General features: G+C 57.6%; 12 protein-coding genes. 9 read left to right on the top strand and 3 right to left on the bottom strand.

Annotated features, from left to right (window positions below):
• Positions 1-5 precede the first annotated feature (5 nt).
• Positions 6-2687: an alpha-L-rhamnosidase gene (locus KK078_RS22135; protein ID WP_254092509.1), complete on the bottom strand. Its 2682-nt coding sequence runs from the start codon at positions 2685-2687 to the stop codon at positions 6-8.
• A gap of 112 nt (positions 2688-2799) precedes the next feature.
• Positions 2800-3915, bottom strand: a complete 1116-nt coding sequence (locus KK078_RS22130) for an AI-2E family transporter (protein WP_254092508.1) — start codon at positions 3913-3915, stop codon at positions 2800-2802.
• 135 nt (positions 3916-4050) lie between these two features.
• On the opposite strand from KK078_RS22130, the gene KK078_RS22125 reads away from it, so the two are divergent.
• Positions 4051-5664, top strand: coding sequence for an alpha-amylase family glycosyl hydrolase (locus KK078_RS22125; RefSeq protein WP_254092507.1), 1614 nt, complete (start codon positions 4051-4053; stop codon positions 5662-5664).
• Positions 5665-5672: 8 nt separating this feature from the next.
• Positions 5673-7529 carry a malto-oligosyltrehalose trehalohydrolase gene (gene treZ / locus KK078_RS22120; RefSeq protein WP_254092506.1) on the top strand — a complete coding sequence of 619 codons (1857 nt, stop codon included), beginning with the start codon at positions 5673-5675 and terminating at the stop codon, positions 7527-7529.
• A gap of 40 nt (positions 7530-7569) precedes the next feature.
• Here the strand turns inward: treZ and KK078_RS22115 are convergent, their stop codons facing one another.
• Positions 7570-8202 (bottom strand): TetR/AcrR family transcriptional regulator, encoded by a 633-nt coding sequence (locus KK078_RS22115; protein WP_254092505.1) that lies wholly within the window; start codon positions 8200-8202, stop codon positions 7570-7572.
• Between the two features lie 217 nt (positions 8203-8419).
• Here KK078_RS22115 and KK078_RS22110 point away from each other — a divergent pair, with 217 nt between their 5' ends.
• From KK078_RS22110 to KK078_RS22080, 7 genes are all read left to right on the top strand, one after another.
• Complete coding sequence (locus KK078_RS22110; protein ID WP_254092504.1) at positions 8420-9655, top strand: enolase C-terminal domain-like protein; 1236 nt, start codon at positions 8420-8422, stop codon at positions 9653-9655.
• Between the two features lie 112 nt (positions 9656-9767).
• Complete coding sequence (locus tag KK078_RS22105; protein ID WP_254092503.1) at positions 9768-12989, top strand: SusC/RagA family TonB-linked outer membrane protein; 3222 nt, start codon at positions 9768-9770, stop codon at positions 12987-12989.
• 13 nt (positions 12990-13002) lie between these two features.
• On the top strand, positions 13003-14913 hold the full coding sequence (locus KK078_RS22100) for a RagB/SusD family nutrient uptake outer membrane protein (RefSeq protein ID WP_254092502.1): 1911 nt from the start codon (positions 13003-13005) through the stop codon (positions 14911-14913).
• Between the two features lie 11 nt (positions 14914-14924).
• Complete coding sequence (locus KK078_RS22095; protein ID WP_254092501.1) at positions 14925-16151, top strand: DUF5000 domain-containing lipoprotein; 1227 nt, start codon at positions 14925-14927, stop codon at positions 16149-16151.
• Between the two features lie 27 nt (positions 16152-16178).
• Positions 16179-17381, top strand: coding sequence for a DUF4998 domain-containing protein (locus KK078_RS22090; RefSeq protein WP_254092500.1), 1203 nt, complete (start codon positions 16179-16181; stop codon positions 17379-17381).
• A 51-nt stretch (positions 17382-17432) separates the two neighbouring features.
• A complete protein-coding gene (locus tag KK078_RS22085; RefSeq protein ID WP_254092499.1) occupies positions 17433-19835 on the top strand; it encodes a glycoside hydrolase family 95 protein in 2403 nt (800 codons plus the stop codon).
• 33 nt (positions 19836-19868) lie between these two features.
• Entirely contained in the window at positions 19869-22067 is a 2199-nt protein-coding gene (locus tag KK078_RS22080; RefSeq protein ID WP_254092498.1) for an alpha-galactosidase, read from the top strand.
• The last annotated feature ends 357 nt before the right edge of the window (positions 22068-22424 follow it).

Genomic DNA, 22424 nt, shown 5'->3' with positions numbered 1-22424 from the left:
GAACGTCATTTCCAGATGAAGGTATGCTCGCCGGCGCCGACGGTTACCTGAGGCCGTGTGACGGGTTTCGCGCCGCGGTACACGCGTGTTCCGGCTACTATGGGCAACGTGATCGTGGCGGTTGCGTTGGCGGGGACAACGACGTTGTAGCGCAGTTTTCCATTTTCCCACCACCAATGTGATCGAACGGTTCCTTGCGGGCCGGTGTGTGTGACGTCGGCTTCGCCGAGTTCTTTTACCGGGTGCGGCTGCAACAGTACGTGCTTAAACCCGGGCTGCGTGGCGTCGGGCTTTATACCGCCCAGCGACTTATATAGCCAGGCTCCGATCTCGCCGAACATAATGTGGTTGAGCGAAATATCGTTTGCCGCCTGAATGTTCCAGTTTTCATATAACGTCGTCGCGCCGTTCACGACCCACCAGCCCCAGGACGGATACGTTCGTTGTGCTGCTACCTTGTAGGCTATATCGGCGTAGCCATTTTCGCTCAAGGCATTCAAAATAGCCTTTTGTCCCAGCAGGCCTACATCCAAATGAAATCCGTCGGCGGCGACGCGTTTGGCGAGATTGGCGGCGACGCGGCCCTTTATATCGTCGGGTACTAATCCCCAAAACAAGGGTGCGCTTAATTCCGTCTGCAGGCCGGTGTTATAGATACCTGTCTGCCGGTTCAGGTACTTGGTGTTAAAGGCAGTCCGGATCTTCTCCGCCAATGCGGTATACTTTGCGTGATCGGCTGTATGACCAAACAGCCTGGCCGCTTTTGCCAGGATCACGGCGTCGGCATAATAGTAGCAAGTCGATGTCAGCTCCACGGGTGATTTGGATTTTACGGGCACCCAATCGCCCAGTCCCCACGTTGTCAGCCCCGTCGGGCTGATGCTATCGATGTGGTCGACATACCGCTTGATGTTGGCGTAGCAATCTGCCAACGGCTTGCTGTCTCCGTAGAAGAGATACAGGTTCCAGGGAATGATCGCGATCGTGCTGGTCCAATCCGGGCCGTTGCCCCATTCGTAGCCCCACCCGTCTGTCGGAATGATCGACGGCAGTACGCCGTTGGGTCGTTGTTCATCGCGGTGATCGGCCAGCCACTTTTCATAGATCGTGATCCCGTCAAAGCTATAGAGCCCGGTCTCAATTGCAATGGCGGCGTCGCCTGTCCAGCCGTTCTTTTCGCGTTGCGGGCAATCTGTCGGATAACCGAAAAGATTGGACAGGTACGAGTTGTTGGTGGCTTGCAGGATGGTATTCACCAGCGGCTCCGACGTTTTCAGGCTGCCGACCGTTGGCACATCGCTATGCATAAAATATCCCACCAGGCTTTTTGCTTGCAATGTCACCGGCGCGGAGCTGGTCACCTCTACGTATTGAAATCCTTTGTAGTTAAAGTGGGGCATAAACGTTTCCTCCGGCTTGCCACTCAGGATGACGATGTCGGTCTGAAAAGGATCGGTGTTGTCTTTGGGCCGGTAGTGCACGTCGATGTTGGAGAGATCGACATGCCCGTTGGCATAAAGCCGTTCGCCATGTTTGAGCCGCACCACGGTGCCCGCGGCACCCGTTACGGTCAGTTTGCTGACACCGGCGATGTTGCGTCCAAGGTCGAACACATAGGTGGTATCATTGAACTTGCGCATGCTCGCGGTGATCTCTTCCACATTCCGGATCGGATGCAACACCTGCGCCACGATGTTTCCCGACGGTGCCTGACGCGTCCTGGCGTTTGTCCAGGATGTGTCGTCGAAGCCGGCCGTATCCCATCCGGGCTGCTCGCGGCGGGCGTCATAATGCTCGGCGGTATAGATGCTGTTGAACACGACCGGGCTAAGCGATGTTTTCCAATCGGCGCCCGAGCCGATAACCTCCGTTGTACCATCGGCATAGGTAATGCGCAGATCCAGGCAAAACGCCGGGCGCGCACGCCAGTGCGCCTTATGGAAATCCCACACGGCCGTAGACTGATGATTATACCATCCATTTCCCAGGAGTACGCCGATCGCATTGCCACCCGACTGTATCAACGCCGTCACATCGTGCGTCACATAGAGGTTGCGTTTGTCAAAGCGCGTATACATCGGGTCCAGCCGGTGGTTGCCAACCTTCCGGCCATTGACATACAATTCAAAAAGTCCCGCGGCGGCTACGTACGCCCGGGCCGACACGATCTTTTTCGAGGTCCGAAACACGCGGCGGAAGTACGGCGCCGGTTTGAAATCAATGTTATGGTTGTCGGTGATCCACGCGCCTTTCCAATTTTGCGGTTGCATCATACCCGTCTCGAAGTGCGCCACGCTGCCGGTGACGGTACGCTTCCGCCGGTGATCCGCCAGGTCTACACGCCAGTAATATTTTGTAAAAGGTTTCAGCGCGGCTCCACCAAAGGTAGCCAAGGTTTCGCTGGAATTGACCCAATCTGAATTCCATATCGTGCCCTGCCCGCCGGCCACGGCGACAGAATCGGTATCCACCAGGATCCGGTACGCGGTCTGCCGTGCCTCCGGCTGGGGATCTTCCATACGCCACGAAAACCGCGGTGCCGCAGCATCCAGCCCCAGGGGATCCTGGAGATGCTCGGTCTTGAGCGCCGTAGCATAAAAGGCCTGCTGCGCCCAGGCAGATGAAAGACTTGTCAGCAGTAAACATGCGCCAATGATCGCGCGCCGTGAGAAAACAGGTATAAACATGGTCGATAGACTAAGGTGAACGGCTAAAAATAAAAATATTTCTGTATCTGGCCGTCAGGTACCTACCTGATGAGACCGTGTGCGTGCAAAAAAGCGCCGCTTTCGCAAATGCCTACTGTTGCCGTTTCTTCCGCCTATCCTTTATCCCCAACTTCTTTTGAATCCAAATCTTAATCTTCGACGGCTTATTCCCGTCGGGGTCACCCATCACATAGCCCAGGGGTTTCAGCGGTTCCACGTGGTCGCACACGATCTTTACAATCCCCAACAACGGTATGAACAGCACCATCCCCGCCACCCCCCAGACGACACCGCCCACGAGGATCGCCAGAATAGAGGCAAACGCACTCAGGCTCACTTCTCCCCCCACCATGTTCGGCTCAATAAAGTAATTGTCGATCATCTGGATGGCAACGATCACGACCACCACCATAACCGCCGGCTGCAGCGAGTCTTCGGTAACAAGTGCCATAAAAAAAGGAAACATACCGCCGATCACTGAACCGATATACGGCACGACGGTGAGCAGCGCCGCAATACCTGCCAGCAAAACGGCATTCTTGATGCCGACGATCAACAAACCGATGGAATAGAGCGTTGCGAGCGTTAAAATGGACATCACGCGGCCGGTGAGATATTTTTGGGCCACGGTGGTGATCTGGTTGACGATCGCTTTTACCCTGGCCGTATCTTCGTCCTTGTATAATTTTAAGAAGAACGACTCATAACGTTCCTTGTTGAACAGAAAAAGAAAGGTGAACACCAGCGTGATCAGCAGCCCCGCAATGGTATTGGTAATACCACCGATGAACGCCCCTGCAAAAGAGCCCGCTGACTTTCCCATATTCTTCACCTGCTCCTTTGCCATCGTCATCTGCTTCTCCGGCTCCACGCCAACATTCTGTTGAATAAATCTTTGCAGCGTCGCGAGCAGCTCATTCGCTTTTTTTTCGATGGCTTCGGCTTCGCCCGCGAAGGTGGAGATCTCTGCGACCACGACGCCCAGAACGGCCAGCAACGAAATCAACAGGATCAGGATGCAGATCGCCGTGGACAGCGGCCGCGACAGGCCGCGGGCATCGAGCCAGCGGCACACCGGCGCCATCAACATTGCCAGCAGGGCGGCAAAGAGGACCGGCACCAGCACTACTTTCCCATAAAATAAAACGATCGTTGTCAGGATGGCGAGCAACAGGTATTGGTTGATGCGGGCGATAATTTCTTTCATACGAGGCCGGGTTGTGGAGAGATCGATACAAAAACTGCACCGCGCGCGGCTGTAGAAAAACATCACCAGCCCCGGTGTTGCGATGCTGCCGGCAAAGGCATGCTTTTTTTGTCACGCGATGCATTACTACGGAAAATGAAAGAAGCTTCTACAGAAACACCGTTGTGGTGGAAAAGCGGCGTGATCTATCAGCTCTACCCGCGCTCTTTTCAGGACGCCAATGGCGATGGCATCGGCGATCTTCGCGGCATCCAGCAGCGTCTGGATTATCTTCAATGGCTCGGCGTAAAGGCCGTGTGGATTTCGCCCATCTATCCATCGCCCATGGCGGACTTTGGATACGATATTTCCAACTACACGGATGTACACCCGCTCTTTGGCACCCTGGCCGACTTCGACGGGCTGCTTGCAGACGTCCACGCGCGGGGTATGAAGCTCATCCTCGACCTGGTGCCCAACCACACCTCCGATCAGCATCCCTGGTTCATCGAATCGCGTTCGTCGCGGCAGAGCCCGAAACGCAATTGGTATCTGTGGCGTGATGCGAAAGAAGATGGCACGATGCCCAACAACTGGCTGGCTGCTTTCGGTGGTCCCGCGTGGGAGTGGGACGAGGCTACGAAGCAATATTATTATCACGCCTTCCTGAAGGAACAGCCCGATCTGAACTGGCGCAACCCCGAGGTGCAGGAGGCCATGCTCGGCGTTATGAAATGCTGGCTCGACCGCGGCGTCGACGGATTTCGCGTGGACGTCATGTGGCATATGATCAAAGACGGGCAATGGCGCGACAACCCGCCCAACCCCGACTATAAGCCGCACATGGCCACCTATGATCAGTTATTACCTGTATACTCCACAGACCAACCCGAAGTGCACGACATCGTACGTCGCATGCGTTCGCTGCTGGATGGTTATACCGATCGGGTCATGATCGGCGAAATATACCTGCCGATCCACAAGCTCGTCACCTACTATGGTGTGGACAATACCGGTGCGCACCTGCCATTCAATTTTCAACTGATCACGCTTCCCTGGAATGCGCCGTCGGTGGCCGCCGCCGTAAATGAATACGAAGGGGCGCTGCCTCTGGATGGCTGGCCCAACTGGGTGTTGAGCAATCACGACCAGCCGCGTATTGCCAGCCGCATCGGCTCCGAGCAGGCGCGGGTCGCGGCCATGTTGTTGTTAACGCTGCGTGGCACACCCACGTTGTATTACGGCGACGAGATCGGCATGCGCGATGTACCCGTACCGTGGAACCAGATACAGGATCCGCAAGGTCTCCAGATGCCCGACAAAAACCTGAGCCGGGACCCGTCCCGCACCCCCATGCAATGGGATACGATGGTCCATGCGGGCTTCTCGGCCGTACAGCCTTGGCTGCCCATCGAACGCCAGGCCGCGCAGCGCAACGTATCGCTGCAGCGCAACGATCCGGGGTCGATGCTTTCGCTGTATCGCCGGCTGCTGCAGCTGCGCAATGCGGAACGGGCCTTCACGGTCGGAAATTATACCCCGGTATATGGCGATCACCAGCTGGTGTCGTATATCCGCGAAGAGGTCGGTGGCAGGCGGTTCCTGGTGGTGCTGAACTTAACGCACCGTACGGCGCTCTTCCGCGCCGGTGAGCGAGGCCTGATGGGCACGGTGGTGTTATCTACTGTGGCGGGGGCGGATGATCGCACGCTGGAAGCATTGATGCCACTGGAAGGTGATGAAGGTATCGTCGTAAAATTAGACTCCTAGCGTTTGTTATGATGATATCGTTACCCGGCGCCGCATACGCCCATGGCACGTGCCGGTTCACGGTGTGGGCTCCCGAAAAAAAACGCATGGTGTTACACCTTGTGGCGCCGAACGAGCGCGAGGTTGAAATGGTGCCGGACATGACCGGATATTTCCATGTTACAGTACCCGACGTGCCCCCCGGGACACGCTATTTTTTCCGGCCCGACGGGGGCCATGACACGCCCGACGTGGCGTCGCAGTACCAGCCGGACGATGTACACGGTGCATCGTATGTCGTAGACCACGATGCCTTTGTCTGGCAGGACCACCACTGGCATGGATTGCCGATGGAATCCCTCGTGCTCTACGAGCTTCACGTCGGCACCTTCACACCCGAGGGTACCTTCGACGCCATCATCCCGCGGTTGGACGACCTGGCGGCGACCGGGATCAATGCGCTGGAGCTGATGCCGGTGGCGCAGTTTGCCGGCACCCGCAACTGGGGCTATGATGGCGTATATCCCTATGCCGTACAGCATTCGTACGGCGGACCGGACGGACTCAAGCGTTTGGTGGATGCCTGTCATCAACGTGGTATCGCCGTATTCCTGGATGTAGTATATAATCACCTGGGGCCGGAAGGGAATTATTTCCGCGCGTATGCGCCGTACTTTACGGATGCCTACCGCGTGCCCTGGGGCGATGCGGTCAACTTCGACCAGGCCTGGTCTGATGGCGTGCGGGAATACTTTATCAACAACGCGCTGTATTGGTTTCATCACTTTCACATCGACGGCCTGCGGCTCGACGCGATCCACATGGTGTTTGATACCAGCTGTGTGCACCTGTGGCAGGCGTTGCAGGAGGCGGTGAAACGGCTGAGCCAGCATGTGGGGCGGCCGTTGCACCTAGTCGCGGAGAGCGATCTGAACAGCCCCAAGGTGGTGACGGCGCCGGCCGCCGCCGGGTATGGATTCGACGGACAGTGGCTGGACGACTTTCACCACGCGCTGTATGCGCTGTTGCACGCCGACGGAAAAATGCGATACGAAGATTACTGCGGCGGCATCGCGCCCCTGGCCAAGGCATATGCGGAAGGGTTCGTCCTGACGGGCGACTATGCGATCTTCCGGAAGCGAAAGTATGGCGCTTCTTCCGCCGGCATCCCCGGCAATCGCTTTGTAGTATTTACCATGAATCACGACCAGGTAGGGAACCGTGTCCGCGGCGAGCGCCTCAGCGTGCTGTTGGATCACAGCCGGCTCAAGCTGGCCGCGGCGGCGATCCTTTTGGCACCCTATGTCCCGATGTTGTTCATGGGTGAAGAATATGCCGACGAGACGCCCTTTCTTTATTTCGTAAGTTTCCGTGATCCGACCCTTCTCCAGGCGGTGCGCCGCGGGCGGAAAGAAGAGCTTGGCCGTTTTCTGGCCGGGGGAGAGCCTGAAGATCCCGCCGCCGAAGCCACATTCCGGAAATCCGTGCTGCAATGGCACCGCCGGCAGGAGGGAAGACACGCCGTGATGTTGCGCTGGCACCGGGCATTGCTCGATCTCCGCCGTATGTGCATTACTCCCGACAGCTTCACGCGGGGGGTGACGCAGGTGCTTACGTTCGGCGAGGCCGGTATAATGTTATACGGACGCGGGAGCCAGCAGGGATCGTGGCTCTGTTTGTTGAATTTTTCGCCTCAGCCTGCTACGGTATGTATACCGGGCGAGGGGCTCGCCTGGCGGAAGCTGCTGGACTCTCATGAACCGGGATGGCAAGAGGAGGTCACGGGGGGGCTGCAGGCGCCGGTGGCGGCGCTTTCGGCTGAGAATATTACGGTGGGGGCTTTGAGTGTGGTGGTGTATAGGGGATATGCTGCGGGCGGGCGGTGACCTTTGCTGTCTATGCAGGTGCGTGTGGCATGCTGCATGCTTATTTTAAGACAGGGGTCAGTGCTTGTGAGACGTTTTTATACTGCCGCTTACCTTTTTCGGTGAGATGGGGTAAAAGTAGATCCCAGATCGACTGCGTCATGGAAATATGCTGGCCCTGGTTGAAATTCTGTAGTACGGCGTCCTGGGAGACCCAGAAGGTGATCAGCACGCGGATCTTGTGTTGCAGGCGGGTATAAAATTCATAACTGGGCTCGGGCAGCAGATAGCCGCTTTCGTCAAAGAGATTAAAGAAGTGCGTCATCTGCTCTTTGCGTAGCTGGATGGTGGCGTCCAGTTTTTCTTTGATCGCGGGGTACTTGCGCGAGATCTCCAGCACGTCCAGGTTGAAGAACAGGTATTTTGTCTGGAACGGCTCCAGGCGGCGTAAATACGTATCGAACTGCACGAACGGGTCCTGCGACCGGTCAATTTCAGAGAAGTACGAAGACACTTCGTCCTTCATGCACATATAAATAGCCGAGAGCAACGTTTCCTTATTCTGATAGTGGTATTCGAGGTTTCCGTGGCTGATCTTTAGTTCTTTCGCTATATCGCGGCTGGTCACGTTGGCAAAACCATGCTCATTGTAGAGATCGATCGCTTTGAAGATTATCTTTTCTTTTGTCGTCATAACTGAATAATACCGTGTCCGCACACTGGCGGTCTGTCTCCTAACCCGTGCGCATCCGCACCGCCTCCCAGTGGGATGCAAAATAGAGAAAATTAGTTGATCCCTTTAGCGCATACTTTTTTAAACGGTTAGGACAATGGGCCTAAAATGATCATATTTGGTTAAGTCCCGGGCTGGACACGTTTTTTTTGGATCTGAACCTTTATAAGCGGCGATTATGCACCCGTCTATCGTTATACGAGAAGTTGTGTCGCAAGACAAACGTTATGTACTGCCGCCGGGCGCGGGCTCGGATGCCGTGCACACGGCCCCTACGTATGGCTATGCCGTTTGCGTGCTGCGCACCGATCGGAGCGAGGAAGGCGTGGGCCTGGCATTTACGCTGGGCACGGGCAATCCCCTGGTGTGTGAAGCCATCCGGCACCTCGCGGGCAAGCTTGTGGGGCAGGAGATCCATGCGTTGATGGCCGGCTTCGGCCGTATATTCCGCACGTTGGCGGACGACGCCGCGTACCGGTGGCTCGGCCCGCACAAAGGCGTGGTGCACCTGGCCCTGGCGGCCATCACCAATGCCTGTTTCGACCTGTGGGCCAAGGCTCACCAGGTGCCCCTGTGGAAGCTGTTAAACGATCTGTCGCCCGAAGCGCTCCTCGACGCCATCGATATCAGCTACCTCGAAGATGTACTGCCCCGCGCGGAAGCGCTCGGGATCCTCACGCAGCGCGACGCCACGCGAAAAGATGCCGAGCAGATCCTGCGCACAGGCTACCGCGGCTACGATACCTCGGTAGGGTGGTTCGAATATTCCGACGGGCAGATCCGCGACAACGTGCGGCGCGCCATGGACGCCGGCTTTACGGCCATGAAGCTCAAGGTGGGCTCGAAAGACGCAGGCCGCGACATCCGACGCGCGATGCTGGTGCGCGAGGTCGCCGGCGACACGGCCACAATCATGCTCGATGCCAACCAGCAGTGGAGCCTGCCCGACGCCATACGCATTTGCAGCGCGTTACAGCCCATGAACCCGTATTGGATCGAAGAACCCACCCATCCCGACGATGTGCAGGCACACCGCACGCTGGCCGATGCGATCGCCCCGCTGCGCATCGCGCTGGGCGAGCATGTGCCCAACCGCGTACTCTTTAAGAATTATCTGCAAACCGGTGCCATGAGCTTTAACCAGGCCGATGCGGTGCGCGTCGGCGGCGTAGCCGAGTATATCGCCATCAGTTTACTGTCCCGGAAATTTAATATACCGATGGTGCCGCACGTGGGCGACATGGGCCAGATACACCAGCACCTGGTGCTCTTTAATCATATCCGTGTAGGCCACGAAGCGTTGTTCCTGGAATATATACCACACCTGCGCGACCATTTTGTACATCCCGCCCGCGTCACCGGCGGTTTTTACCAGGTTCCGCAGGAACCGGGGCTCAGCGCAGCCTTACGATAGTCTTTTATAAGAAAGTCACCGTTCAATTAGGACATAAGCCCTAATTGCAGTATTATTGTTAAGTAAACGGTTGCGGCAACGGTAATGTGATCAAATCTTAACCTAATACTCTATGAATGGATTTTACTCTAAACTGGGGTTACTGGCAGCGCTATGGCTGCTGGTGAGCCTGCCGGGGGTGGGGCAGACCCTCACCGTCAAAGGCGTCGTGCGCGACGAATCGGGCGAAACCATGCCCGGCGTGAACGTCGTCATCAAAGGCACGACCGAAGGAACCACCACCGACGCCGACGGTGCTTTTACCATCGCCGTGCCCGATGAGAACAGTGTGCTGGTATTCTCGTTCGTTGGCTATAAAGTGCTGGAAGAAGCGGTCGGCACGCGCCGGTCGCTCAGCATCGTGATCGAGCCCGACATCTCGAGCCTGACAGAAGTCGTTGTCGTGGCGTACGGTGAAAAGCAACGAAAGGAAGCGGTCGTAGGCTCGGTCACGACCGTGCAACCGACGGAGCTCAAGATCCCCGCGAGTAACCTTACCACGGCCATGGCGGGGCAGATCGCGGGGGTGATCGCGTACCAGCGCAGCGGGCAGCCGGGGCAGGACAATGCCACGTTCTTTATCCGTGGTGTCACCACTTTCGGTTATCGTCAGAACCCGCTCATACTCATCGATAACGTCGAGCTCACGCCGTCCGACCTGGCACGCTTGCAGGTGGATGATATCGCCAGCTTCTCGATCCTGAAAGACGCCAGCGCCACGGCGCTTTACGGCGCGCGCGGTGCGAACGGCGTGATCCTTGTCACGACCAAACAAGGTAAGGAAGGTACCGCCAAGATCAATTTCCGGTTGGAGAACTCCTTCTCGCAGTCGGCGCAGACATTGGAGCTGGCGGACCCGATCACCTATATGAATTTGTATAACGAGGGTCTGACCACACGCGACCCGAAGCAGGCGCCCGAGTTTGACCACAACAAGATCATCAATACGCAAGCCACCCTCGCCGGTGCGCCGGGCAGCAACCCCTATGTATACCCCGCGGTGGACTGGCTCGGCCTGCTATTTAAGAAACGCACATCCACGCAGCGCGCCAACCTCAGCGTGAGCGGCGGTGGCGGTGTGGCCCGGTATTATATCGGCACCTCCTACAACGTCGATCACGGGATCTTACAAACCGATACCCGCAACAATGCCGACAACAACATCAAGTTCCAGAACTACCAGCTGCGCTCGAACATCAACATCGATGTGACCAAGACCACCGAGTTGATCGTGCGCCTGTCGGGCACGTTCAACGAGTATAACGGGCCGCTCTCCGCCGACGGCTCTTTCTCGACCGATCTGTACAACTATGCCGTGCATACCAGCCCGGTATTGTTCCCTGCCTATTACGAGCCTGATGAGGCCAATCTCAACACCAAACACATCCTGTTCGGAAACGTATCGCGCCTGGGCACCAACAACAGCATCGACTACAACAATCCGTATGCGTCGATGTTGCGGGGCCACAAGAACTCATCGCAGTCGCGTATGTCCGCCCAGCTGGAGGTGAACCAGGATTTTGACTTCATCACCGAGGGCCTGTCGTTCCGCGGTATGTTCAGCACGAACCGCTATTCGTATTTCGATTCGCAGATGGCCTACTCGCCATTCTACTATAACATCGCCACCTACGACAAGTCTTCCGGAGACTACAGCCTGGTATGGTTGAACCCGAACCCTACCGGTTACAATGTGGCGACCGAATACCTGAGCTACAGTCCGGGCCGGCCGGACCTCAGCACCTATATTTACTTTCAGGGTGCGTTAGACTATTCCAAGGCGCTCGGCGATCATACGGTCAGCGGCACGCTCATCGGCACGCGGCAGCAGATCCTCAATTCCAACGCCATCGATCCGAAAACCAAAGAAGCCAGCCTGCAGTATTCGCTGCCGTATCGCAACCTCACGCTGGCGGGCCGGGCCACGTATTCGTATAAGTCGCGCTACTTTGCCGAGTTCAACTTTGGCTACAATGGTTCGGAACGCTTTTCCTCCAATCACCGGTTTGGATTTTTTCCCACCATCGGCGCAGGCTGGGTGATCTCCGGCGAGGAGTTCTATAAAGGTGCTGCCGACGTTGTCAACTACCTCAAGCTGCGCACCAGCTACGGTCTGGTGGGCAACGATGCCATCGGCAACCAGCGATTCTTTTACCTGTCGGATGTAAACCTGAATGGCGGCGGCAACTATGCCACCTTCGGTCTCACCAACAACTATACACGCGACGGGGTGTTTATCCGCAACTACGAAAACCCCAACGTAACGTGGGAAACGTCGCGCCAGATAAACGTCGCGCTCGAGGCGACGTTCTTCCAGAACCTCAGCCTCGTCGCGGAGGTGTATAATCAGTACCGATATAATATCCTGATGAGCCGTGCGGACATTCCCAGCACGATGGGGCTGGAAGTATTGAACGATGCCTGGCCGAGCGCCAACATCGGCGCGGCACGCTCCCGGGGGCTCGACCTGTCGCTGGACTATAAGAAGACCTTTGCCGGCAACGGCTTCTTAAGCGCACGGGCCAACCTCACCTATGCGCGCAACAAATATGTGAAATACGAAGAACCGGAATATAAGGAGGCCTATCGTTACCGGTCGGGCCAGCCGATCAACCGCGAGTATGGCTACATTGCCGAGCGGTTGTTTGTAGACGACAAAGAGGCGGCCAACTCGCCGGCACAGATCTTCGGATTGGCGCCCAAAGGCGGCGACATAAAATACCGCGACCTGAACAACGACGGTGTCATCGACGGTGCAGACATGACCTTCATCGGTTTTCCCACCACCCCGGAAGTGGTGTATGGCTTTGGCTTCTCCGCCGGCTATGGCAACTTCGATCTGTCGGCCTTCTTCCAGGGGCAGGCCCGTGTCTCGTTCTTTGTGGACCCGGAGCGGACGAGCCCGTTCATTCCCAGCCCCGATCCGTATATCGCGGGCAGCACCCAGTTGCTGAAAGCGTGGGCAGACAGCCACTGGTCGGAAGAGAACCAGGATCTGTATGCATTATATCCACGCCTGGGCATTACCAAGCCGGAGATCGCGAACAACTTACAACGCAGCACCTGGTGGATGCGCGACGGCAGCTTTATGCGGTTAAAGTCTGTCGAGGTGGGCTATACGCTGCCGCGTGCGTTCGTTACCCGCTACAAGGTCTCCAACTGCCGCATCTACTTCAGTGGTCTGAACCTGGTAACGTTCAGCAAGTTCAAAATGTGGGATCCCGAGCAAGCCGGTCAGGGCTTCAACTATCCCATCCAGAAAGTATACAACCTGGGCATAAACATCAACATCTGATCGCATCATCTCTATGAAACGATTATCCGTCTTTCTTTATACGCTCGCGGCCATGCTGCTGGGCGTGTCGTGCTCCGACTACCTCGACGTCACGCCGCAGAACGTCGGCACGCTCGAATACGCGTTTCGAAACCGGAACGAAGCCGAGAACTATCTTTTCTCGTGCTATGCCTACCTGCAACGCGGTGCCGATGCCGTCACCAACGCGGGCTTTACGCTGTCGTCTGAAATCATCTACCCCAACAACCTGTCACAGCGGCCCATCAACGAGGTCGGGTTTAACCTGATCCGCGGTTTGCAGAATGCAGGGTCGCCGGCGCTGAACAGCTGGGACGGCGACAACGGAAACTACAGCCAGTTCCGCTCGATCCGCATTTGCAATACCCTGCTGGAGAACATCGACGAGCCGGTCGATCTCACGGCCGCAGAAAAAACACGGTGGATCGCCGAAGTGAAGTTCCTGAAAGCCTACTACCACTACGAGCTCCTGCGCAAGTATGGACCCGTGCCCATTGTCGATAAGAACCTGCCGATCTCGGCCAGCATTGACGAGGTGCGTGTGAAGCGCGCGCCGCTCGATTCCGGTTTTAATTACGTGGTGCGTTTGTTGGACGAGGCTGCGGCCGACCTGCCTGTGACCATCACCAACCAGGCGCGCGAGTTGGGTCGTGCCACACGTCTCATCGCCCTGTCGCTGAAGGCCGAGGTATTGGTCGCCGCAGCCAGTCCGTTGTTCAACGGCAACCCCGACTATGCCGACTACCGGGATAAAGACGGCACGGTATTGTTCCCGCAAGCATACGATGCGGGCAAATGGGCCCGTGCGGCAGACGCCTGCCGCGAGGCGATCCAGGCCTGCGAGGCGGAGGGCCTGCGGTTGTATACGTTTATCCAGCCTGCCACCATTTCGAACCTGCCCGAGAGCTTGCGCCAGGTGCTGACCATTCAAAATGCCGTTACCGAGCGCTGGGACCTGAACGCCGAGCTGATCTGGGCGCTCAACCCCGAGTTCGGCTACCAGGGATATGCCACACCCCGCATGACCAAAGAGTCTGCGGTGAACATCTTCTCCAACCCGTCGACATTTGCCGTGCCGATCTCCACGGCGGATCTCTTTTATACCGAGCACGGTGTGCCGATCACCGAAGATGTGTCGTGGGACTATACCAATCGCTTTCAGATCCAGACGGGCACGGCCGATACCCGTTACTATGTACAGGCGGGTTACCAGACGATCCGGGGCCACTTCGGCCGCGAGCCGCGCTTTTATGCCAACCTGGCGTTTGACGGCGGCATCTGGTATGGCAACGGCCAGCTGGATCCCGACAAAGCATACTACGTGCAGGCCCGCGGTACCTCCGGACTTGCCGGCCCGAAAGACCGCAATACCATCAACATCACGGGGTACTGGCCGAAAAAGCTCGCGCATTACCTGTCGGTATACGACAACGGTTTTCAGCCGGTACACTTCCGCCTGCCGATGATGCGCCTGGCCGGATTATACCTGCTGTACGCAGAGGCGCTGAACGAGCTGAACGGTCCCAGCGAAGAAGTATATACCTATATCAACGCCGTGCGCCTGCGGGCGGGTCTGCCCACGGTGCAGGCCGCGTGGTCGACCTATTCCAATACTCCCAATAAATACCTGAACCAGGCCGGTCTGCGTCAGATCATACACCAGGAGCGTCGCATCGAGCTTTGTTTCGAGGCACAAAGCGGGTGGGATCTGCGGCGGTGGAAGGAGCTGCAGCAGGTGCTGAGCCGCCCCATGCAGGGGTGGAGCGTATATGAAACGGAACCCGCGCGGTATTATCAGCCGACCACGGTGCTGGTGCCGGTGTTCAGTCAGCGCGACTACCTGTGGCCCCTCAAACAAAATGCCCTCGTGGTGAATCCCAACCTGGTTCAAAATCCTTACTGGTAACCTTACAGCTTATGAAACGGAATACTATCGCTATATTCTATCGGGCGGCTTTGTTCGTGCTGGCGCTGACCGCCTGCGAAGAGGGCGGCCGGTACGTAGACCCGGTGTCGGAGGATACGTCAAAGCCGCTGCCCGTCTCGAACATCGAAGTGCACAACTTCAACGGCGGCGCGCACATCACGTACACCCTGCCGAACTCTGAAAACCTGTTGTATGTACAGGCCGAGTATGCCATCAACGATGTCAAAACGCGGCAGACCAAGTCGAGCTACTACTCCGACACCATCACCGTGCGCGGCTTTGCCAAAAGTCAGGACTACGACGTGACATTATACGCCGTCACCCGGGCCAACGTCAAGTCCGATCCTGTCGTGGTGAAAGTACACCCCGATACGCCGCCGTACCTGATGGTGCGGCCGACGCTCGACGTCACACCCGACTTCGGCGGACTGAGCATCCGCGCCCTGAACCCGCTGGAGGAGACCGTCGGTGTGGTGGTGGTGACGTACGACTCGGTCACACGGCAGCAGGAGATCGTGGACCAGCACTATACCGACGATGATACGATCCGGCATGCTGTACGCGGCTATCGCGACATACCCCGCTCGTTCGGCATCTATGTCACCGACGAGTTTGGCAACATATCGGATACGCTGCGGCAGGACCTTACGCCGCTGTTCGAGCAAGTGCTGAACAAACAGAATTTCTTTGTGTACCAGTTGCCCAGTGACGGCGAGATCGCGTATGGCTGGGAGCTGCGGTATCTGTGGGATAACAAAGTGGATGCCTACTCGCAAGGCTGGCACACGGCGCCCGGCGGTCCGCTCCCCATCATCTGCACCTTTGGCCTGGGCGGTACGTTCCAGCTGAGCCGGTTTGTGCTCTACGAGCGTACGGCGGAGTTTACGTACAGCCACGGTAATCCGCGTCGGTTCTCGATCTGGGGGTCGTCCGTCGATTCGCCGCAAGACGCCGAACTACCGCGGTATTCGCCCGCCGGCACCGTTGTGGGTGACTGGGTGAACCTGGGCAGCTATCGCTTTCCCGATCCGCCGTCGGGCTTGCCGCCCGGCGCGACCAACGTGCAGGATGCCGCCTTTGTGCTGGCGGGGATCAACTTCGATGTGCCGATCAACAGCCCGGCCGTGAAGTTCATACGTTTCTCCGTGTCCGACACGTGGTCCAACGGTGACTTTGCCCATGCCATGGAGCTCACGTTCTACGGTAAACCCGAATAATGCCTGAACCTGGATAACGATACTATCATGACGATACGCATAAACCTTATCATCGCCCTGTTCGTCGCCGCCCTGGTCGCGTGCGAGTCGCTCGACACCGACTTCGAGACCTTCCTGCGCGACGGCGAGATCGTGTACCCCGGGGTACCGATCCATGTCTTTTATTATCCCGGCAATCAGCGTGTGGCGCTGGCGTGGCAACCGAGCCCCGATCCGAGCATCACCCGGTATATGATCTACTGGAACAACCACCGCGACTCGCTGGCGGTGGAAGCCAGCACGCACGATCCGGCCGACACCCTGGCGGTGATCATCCCGGGGCTGCAGGAATATGTCTATAGCTTTACCGTGCATGCCTACGACGCCAAGGGCAACCGGTCGGTGCCGCTGGAGATAAAGAATGCCCGTGCCTACGGGCCGCTCTACGAAGCCAGCCTCTTTAACCGCCGGCCCGACAGCGAGCCCTACACGCTGGACGGGAACAACATGCCGACGCTGCACTTCGTACCGGGCGATACCATTCACATCGCCACGACCATCGAGTACACGAACCTGGCCGGCGAGCGCGTCGAGAAACCGTTGGAAGGCGAGGCGCTGTCCGTCACGCTGGACGACTATCAGGCCGGCAGCCTGGTGCGCTACCGGTCGTCGTACATCCCCGAGCGCCATGCCATCGACACCTTCTTCGTGGCGCGTTACGACACCTTTCCGCCCATTCTGACGCCGCTGAACAAGGCGTTGTTCGCAGAAGTACAGTTGCCGAACGATGTGAATGTTTACCAGAGCGACACGCGTGTGAGCAAGCTGTGGGATGGCAGCGTGGGGCCGCAGGGGTATCCCAACATTTACCACAGCGACGGCAATACGGCCATTCCGCATCACTTCACCTTTGACCTCGGGCAGGTTGTTGAGAACATCGCGCAGCTGGAGGAGACCGGTCGTGATTGCTGTAATAACCCCGACCGTTTCGAAGTGTGGGGTATCGATGATCTGACCGGTGCTGAAACGACGCTGCCGGGGAACGATCCGGGGTGGAAGGATGAAGCACTAGCCAAAGGGTGGACCTTGCTGCAAGACGTGACGCGAAGCGACGATGGCAAGGCACCTTTCAAGGTCGACCTGCTGGAAGGAGCCCCTCCGGTACGCTACATCCGCATCCGCGTCCTCCATGTAACGACCAACGATACGTACTATAGCAACATGAGTGAGCTCACGTTCTGGCGAAAATAACGTAAGCCATTGTCCTTCTGTATGTTCCGTATTTCCGCAAACATTTGCATGATGAAAAAGAGTAGAAATAAATTCCGAACGCCTATTATCCATACAAAACAATCTGATCCGTCCATGTTCCTGCGTTTTTTTGTGCCGGCCTTTGTGGTGCTGGCGTTCCACGTAACGGCCTTCGGCCAGCAGGCGCCGCTGCGCCTGTGGTTTGACAAACCCGCGCGCCAGTGGGAGGAGACCCTGCCGCTGGGCAATGGTCGGCTGGGCATGACCCCCGACGGGGGCGTGGCCGAGGAGAAGATCGTCCTCAACGATATTACGTTATGGTCGGGTGCGCCGCAGGACGCGAACAACTACCAGGCGCATAAAAAGCTGCCCGACATTCGTCGGCTGATCCTCGAAGGGCGCAACGACGAGGCGCAGGCCCTGGTCAACAGCGACTTTGTGTGTACCGGCAAAGGTTCCGGTGCCGAGCCCTTTGGATGTTTCCAAACGTTGGGTGATCTCGTGTTGAAGTTTCGGTACGGCAACGCGGCGGGTGGCGAGGTCCAACCCACGGCCTACACCCGCCAGTTGTCCCTGCAAGACGCCGTGGCCACCAGCACGTTCCAGCTCCACGGTGTGACCTATACCCGCGAATACTTTACGAGCTTTGGCGACGACGTCGCCATTGTCCGTCTAACGGCCAGCAAGCCCGGGCAGCTCTCGTGTACCGTCGGTCTGAACCGTGCCGAGCGGTCTGCCACGACGGCCCTGGACGCCACCACGTTGCAGATGACCGGCCAGCTGGACAACGGCACAGATGGTAAAGGCATGCGTTATAAAGCCCTGGTAAAAGCCGTCGCGAAAGGAGGGAAGCAACGCACCGCAGGCCACGACCTCAGCATCGAGGGGGCTTCGGAGATCACGCTGTTCATCTCCGCGGGCACGGATTTCCGCGACGCCGCAGGATTTGAATGGCGAGTACAGCAACAGTTGGAAACGGCCGTCAAGCGCCCGTACGCGCAGCAAAAGAAAAACCACATCGCCGCCTACCAGAAGCTCTATAACCGCGTTACGTTGGCGCTCGACGGTCCGCAGCGCACGGAGACGACCGACGTGCGGCTGGAGAAGTTCCTGAAAGACCGCACGTCCGACAACGGGTTGCCGGTGCTGTTCTTCCAGTTCGGCCGGTATCTCACGATCTGCAGCACGCGCGTGGGGCTGCTGCCGCCCAACCTGCAGGGCCTCTGGGCCAAAGAGATCCGCACGCCCTGGAACGGCGACTATCACCTGGATGTGAACGTGCAGATGAACCACTGGCCGGTAGAGGTGGTAAACTTGTCGGAGCTGAACCTGCCGCTGGCGGAGCTGGTGCGCGGCCTGGTGGAACCCGGCCAACGTACAGCCCAGGCGTACTACCAGGCGGAAGGCTGGGTGGCGCACGTCATCACCAATGTATGGGGCTTTACCGAGCCGGGCGAAAGCGCCTCGTGGGGCGCGGCCAATGCCGGCTCGGGATGGTTGTGTAACAACCTGTGGCAGCACTATGACTTTACGGGCGACCGCCAATACCTCCAAAGCATTTATCCGATCCTGAAAGGATCCGCCCAGTTCTATAGCAGCGTACTGATGCAGGACCCTGCCACGGGGTGGCTGGTGACGGCGCCGTCGGTCTCGCCGGAAAATACCTTCTACCTGCCCAACGGTAAACATGCCAGCATCTGCATGGGGCCGACGATCGACAACCAGATCGTGCGTGAGCTGTTCACCAACGTGATCGCGGCGGCGAAGACGCTCAACGTCGACGCGGACTTCCGCCGGCAGCTGGAAGAGAAACTGGCCAAGGTGCCGCCCGCGGGGCGTGTAAGCTCGGACGGCCGTATCATGGAGTGGTTGCAGGAGTATAAAGAAACCGATCTTCAGCACCGGCACATATCGCATCTGTACGGATTGTATCCCGCGTCGCTCATCACGCCTACCGCCACGCCGGCGCTGGCCACTGCCGCTCGTAAAACGCTGGAAGTACGCGGCGACGACGGACCGAGCTGGACCATTGCCTATAAGCTGTTGTTCTGGGCCCGCTTACAAGACGGCAACCGTTCATATAAATTATTGTCCGAGATCCTCAAGCCGACGGTACAAACCCACATCAACTACGGCGCGGGTGGGGGCGTATATCCCAACCTGCTGTCGGCCGGACCGCCGTTCCAGATCGATGGTAACTTCGGCGCCACGGCGGGCATCGCCGAGATGTTGATCCAAAGCCACGATGGCTTTATCGACCTGCTGCCGGCGCTGCCCGATGTATGGAAGCCGGGCGGCACGGTCAAAGGCCTGAAGGCACGCGGTAATTATACCGTCGATATCGCGTGGAAGGATGGCCTGGTAACGTCTTATACCATCAGCTCACCCACTGGCGGCACGACCCGCGCGCGGGTGAACGGTGTGCTCGGCGAGGTGCCTGTAAAAAAGCGCTGACCGCCCCCGGGATTTTTTTATAATTTCTTTTGCATGATAACAACCTGTACACGTAAGACCCTGGCAGCCTGGCTCATGGCCGCCCTGGGGAGCACGCTGGGGTATGCCCAGACCACGATTCCGCTCGAGACCCGCAGCACCGCGCTGGTGTTGCAGGCCGACGACAAGAAAAACCTCCGGATCGTCTACTACGGCGAGAAGCTGGCCGACGCGGGGAGCTATGCGCAGGTGCCGCAGGCCTACCGCCAGACCGACGATTATTCCGGCGTATTGGCCTCGGCCTATACGCCCGCGGGATCGCGTAACCTGGCCGAGCCGGCCATCACGGTCGTCCACGCCGACGGCAACACGTCGCTCGACCTGCGCTACATCACGCACACCCGGCAGGAGGTAACACCCCAGGTGGCGCTGTACACGGTCACGTTGCAGGACCCGGTATATCCGTTTACGGTAAAACTGTTTTACAAAGTATACAGCCAGGAAGACGTCATCGAGCAATGGAGCGAGATCAGCCACCAGGAGAAAGGTCCGGTGGTGCTGAACAAGTTCGCCTCGGCGAACCTGCACCTGAAGGCGCCGGAGTTCTGGCTGACGCAGTACCATGGCGACTGGGCCAAGGAGATGCAGCCGGAGACCTCGCGCATCACGCACGGCATCAAAACGCTGGACTCCAAGCTCGGCACCCGCGCCAACCTGTTCCAGCCGTCGGTGTTTATGGTATCTCCGGGCAAACCGGCGACCGAAGACGAGGGTACCGTACTGTATGGCGCGATGGAGTGGAGCGGTAACTTCCGCATCGACCTCGAGCTGGATTACCAGGACAACCTGCGCATCGTGGCCGGCATGAACAACTTCGCCTCGGCCTATACGCTTAAGCCCAAAGAGACCTTTGCCACGCCCGCGTTTGTCTTTTTGCTGTCGCACCACGGTAAAGGCGAGGCCAGCCGCAAGCTGCATACTTGGGCCCGGAACTACAAGCTGCTGGACGGCCACGGCACGCGCCTCACGTTGCTCAACAACTGGGAGGCCACCTATTTCGACTTCAACGAACAGAAACTGTTCGGCTTGCTGAAAGACACCAAGCGTTTGGGCGTAGACCTCTTCCTGCTGGACGACGGCTGGTTCGCCAATAAATATCCCCGCAACGGCGACACAGCCGGGCTGGGCGACTGGGAAGTCAACCGCACGAAGCTGCCCAACGGCGTCAGCTCCCTGGTCAAGGAAGCTGCCAACAACGACGTGAAGTTCGGGATCTGGATCGAGCCGGAAATGGTGAACCCCAAAAGCGAGCTTTACGAGAAGCACCCCGATTGGGTCATTCGCCAACCCGCGCGCGAGGAACATTACTTCCGCAACCAGCTGGTGCTCGACCTCAGCAACCCCGCCGTGCAGCAATTCGTTTTCCAGGTGGTCGACAAGCTGTTCACCGAAAATCCGTCGCTCGCCTATATCAAGTGGGACTGTAACGCCGTGGTATACAACGCCTATTCGGCACACCTCAGGAACCAGTCGCACCTGTACATCGAGTACGTACGCGGATTATACAACGTATTGGCGAAGATCCGGCAGAAATATCCGAAGGTGCCAATGATGTTGTGCTCCGGCGGAGGAGGCCGCGTAGACTATGCCGCGCTACAGTACTTCACCGAGTTCTGGCCGAGCGATAACACCGACCCGCTGGAGCGGATCTTTATGCAGTGGGAGTATTCCTACTTTTACCCGGCCCTGGCCACGTCCAACCACGTGACGGCATGGGGCAAACAACCACTGAAGTTCAAGGTCGATGTCGCCATGATGGGAAAGCTCGGGTTCGATATTGTGGTGGACGAGCTGGAAGCGCAGGAGCTGGCCTTTTGTCAGCAGGCATTGCGTCATTACAACGACGTGAAGCAGGTCATCTGGCAAGGTGATCAGTACCGCCTGGCAGACCCACGCCAGGGCAGCTTTGCGTCGCTGGTATATGTAGACCCTGCGCGCGCCACGGGTGTGATGTTCAACTACTTGGTCAACAATCGCTATGGCGAGGGTACACCATATCCGGTGAAGCTCAAGGGATTGGACCCAGCTGCCCGGTACACCGTCCGGGAGATCAACCTGTTGCCCGGCACCAGTTCGCCGTTGCGGAGCGATGCTGTATATTCCGGCGACTTCCTGATGAAAGTGGGCATCAATCCACAGCTTTCGACATCCAGGACCAGCGTTGTGTTGCAACTTTCGAAGGTAACCCCGTAAAAATATTTTTATATTTTTATCAATATGCACCCGGGCCAACCCGGGTGTACTTTTTTGTAGCGTTTTCTCCATAGAAAATCGTTTAAGCGCGCATTTATACCGTCTACTTTCCGGCAGTCGCTCCGGATAAACCACTACCTGTAATCGTCTATATAAAAACAAGTGTGGCGTATACGTTACAAGTTGTTGTGCATGAGTGTGGTAACAATTCCCCCAGTAAACAAGTCGGAAATCTATCGCGCGGATCGTGTCGACATGTACTATTGAAAAAGATGGTGTAACGAAAATAAATGATTCCGAAAATCAGCAACCCGTAGTGCTTTGTCCTCACCTGGTAGTGCTGTGCCAGGGGTTGCA

Source organism: Dawidia soli, assembly GCF_018598185.1.
GTDB classification, from domain to species: domain Bacteria; phylum Bacteroidota; class Bacteroidia; order Cytophagales; family Cyclobacteriaceae; genus Ohtaekwangia; species Ohtaekwangia soli.
Note: the sequence above shows the minus strand (reverse complement) of the source record. Positions and strands in the feature narration are given on the sequence as shown.

Coding starts and splice junctions, on each gene's coding strand:
- KK078_RS22135 (WP_254092509.1), bottom strand. CDS start 2,687: ATGTTTATACCTGTTTTCTCACGGCGCGCGATCATTGGCGCATGTTTA.
- KK078_RS22130 (WP_254092508.1), bottom strand. CDS start 3,915: ATGAAAGAAATTATCGCCCGCATCAACCAATACCTGTTGCTCGCCATC.
- KK078_RS22125 (WP_254092507.1), top strand. CDS start 4,051: ATGAAAGAAGCTTCTACAGAAACACCGTTGTGGTGGAAAAGCGGCGTG.
- treZ (WP_254092506.1), top strand. CDS start 5,673: ATGATGATATCGTTACCCGGCGCCGCATACGCCCATGGCACGTGCCGG.
- KK078_RS22115 (WP_254092505.1), bottom strand. CDS start 8,202: ATGACGACAAAAGAAAAGATAATCTTCAAAGCGATCGATCTCTACAAT.
- KK078_RS22110 (WP_254092504.1), top strand. CDS start 8,420: ATGCACCCGTCTATCGTTATACGAGAAGTTGTGTCGCAAGACAAACGT.
- KK078_RS22105 (WP_254092503.1), top strand. CDS start 9,768: ATGAATGGATTTTACTCTAAACTGGGGTTACTGGCAGCGCTATGGCTG.
- KK078_RS22100 (WP_254092502.1), top strand. CDS start 13,003: ATGAAACGATTATCCGTCTTTCTTTATACGCTCGCGGCCATGCTGCTG.
- KK078_RS22095 (WP_254092501.1), top strand. CDS start 14,925: ATGAAACGGAATACTATCGCTATATTCTATCGGGCGGCTTTGTTCGTG.
- KK078_RS22090 (WP_254092500.1), top strand. CDS start 16,179: ATGACGATACGCATAAACCTTATCATCGCCCTGTTCGTCGCCGCCCTG.
- KK078_RS22085 (WP_254092499.1), top strand. CDS start 17,433: ATGAAAAAGAGTAGAAATAAATTCCGAACGCCTATTATCCATACAAAA.
- KK078_RS22080 (WP_254092498.1), top strand. CDS start 19,869: ATGATAACAACCTGTACACGTAAGACCCTGGCAGCCTGGCTCATGGCC.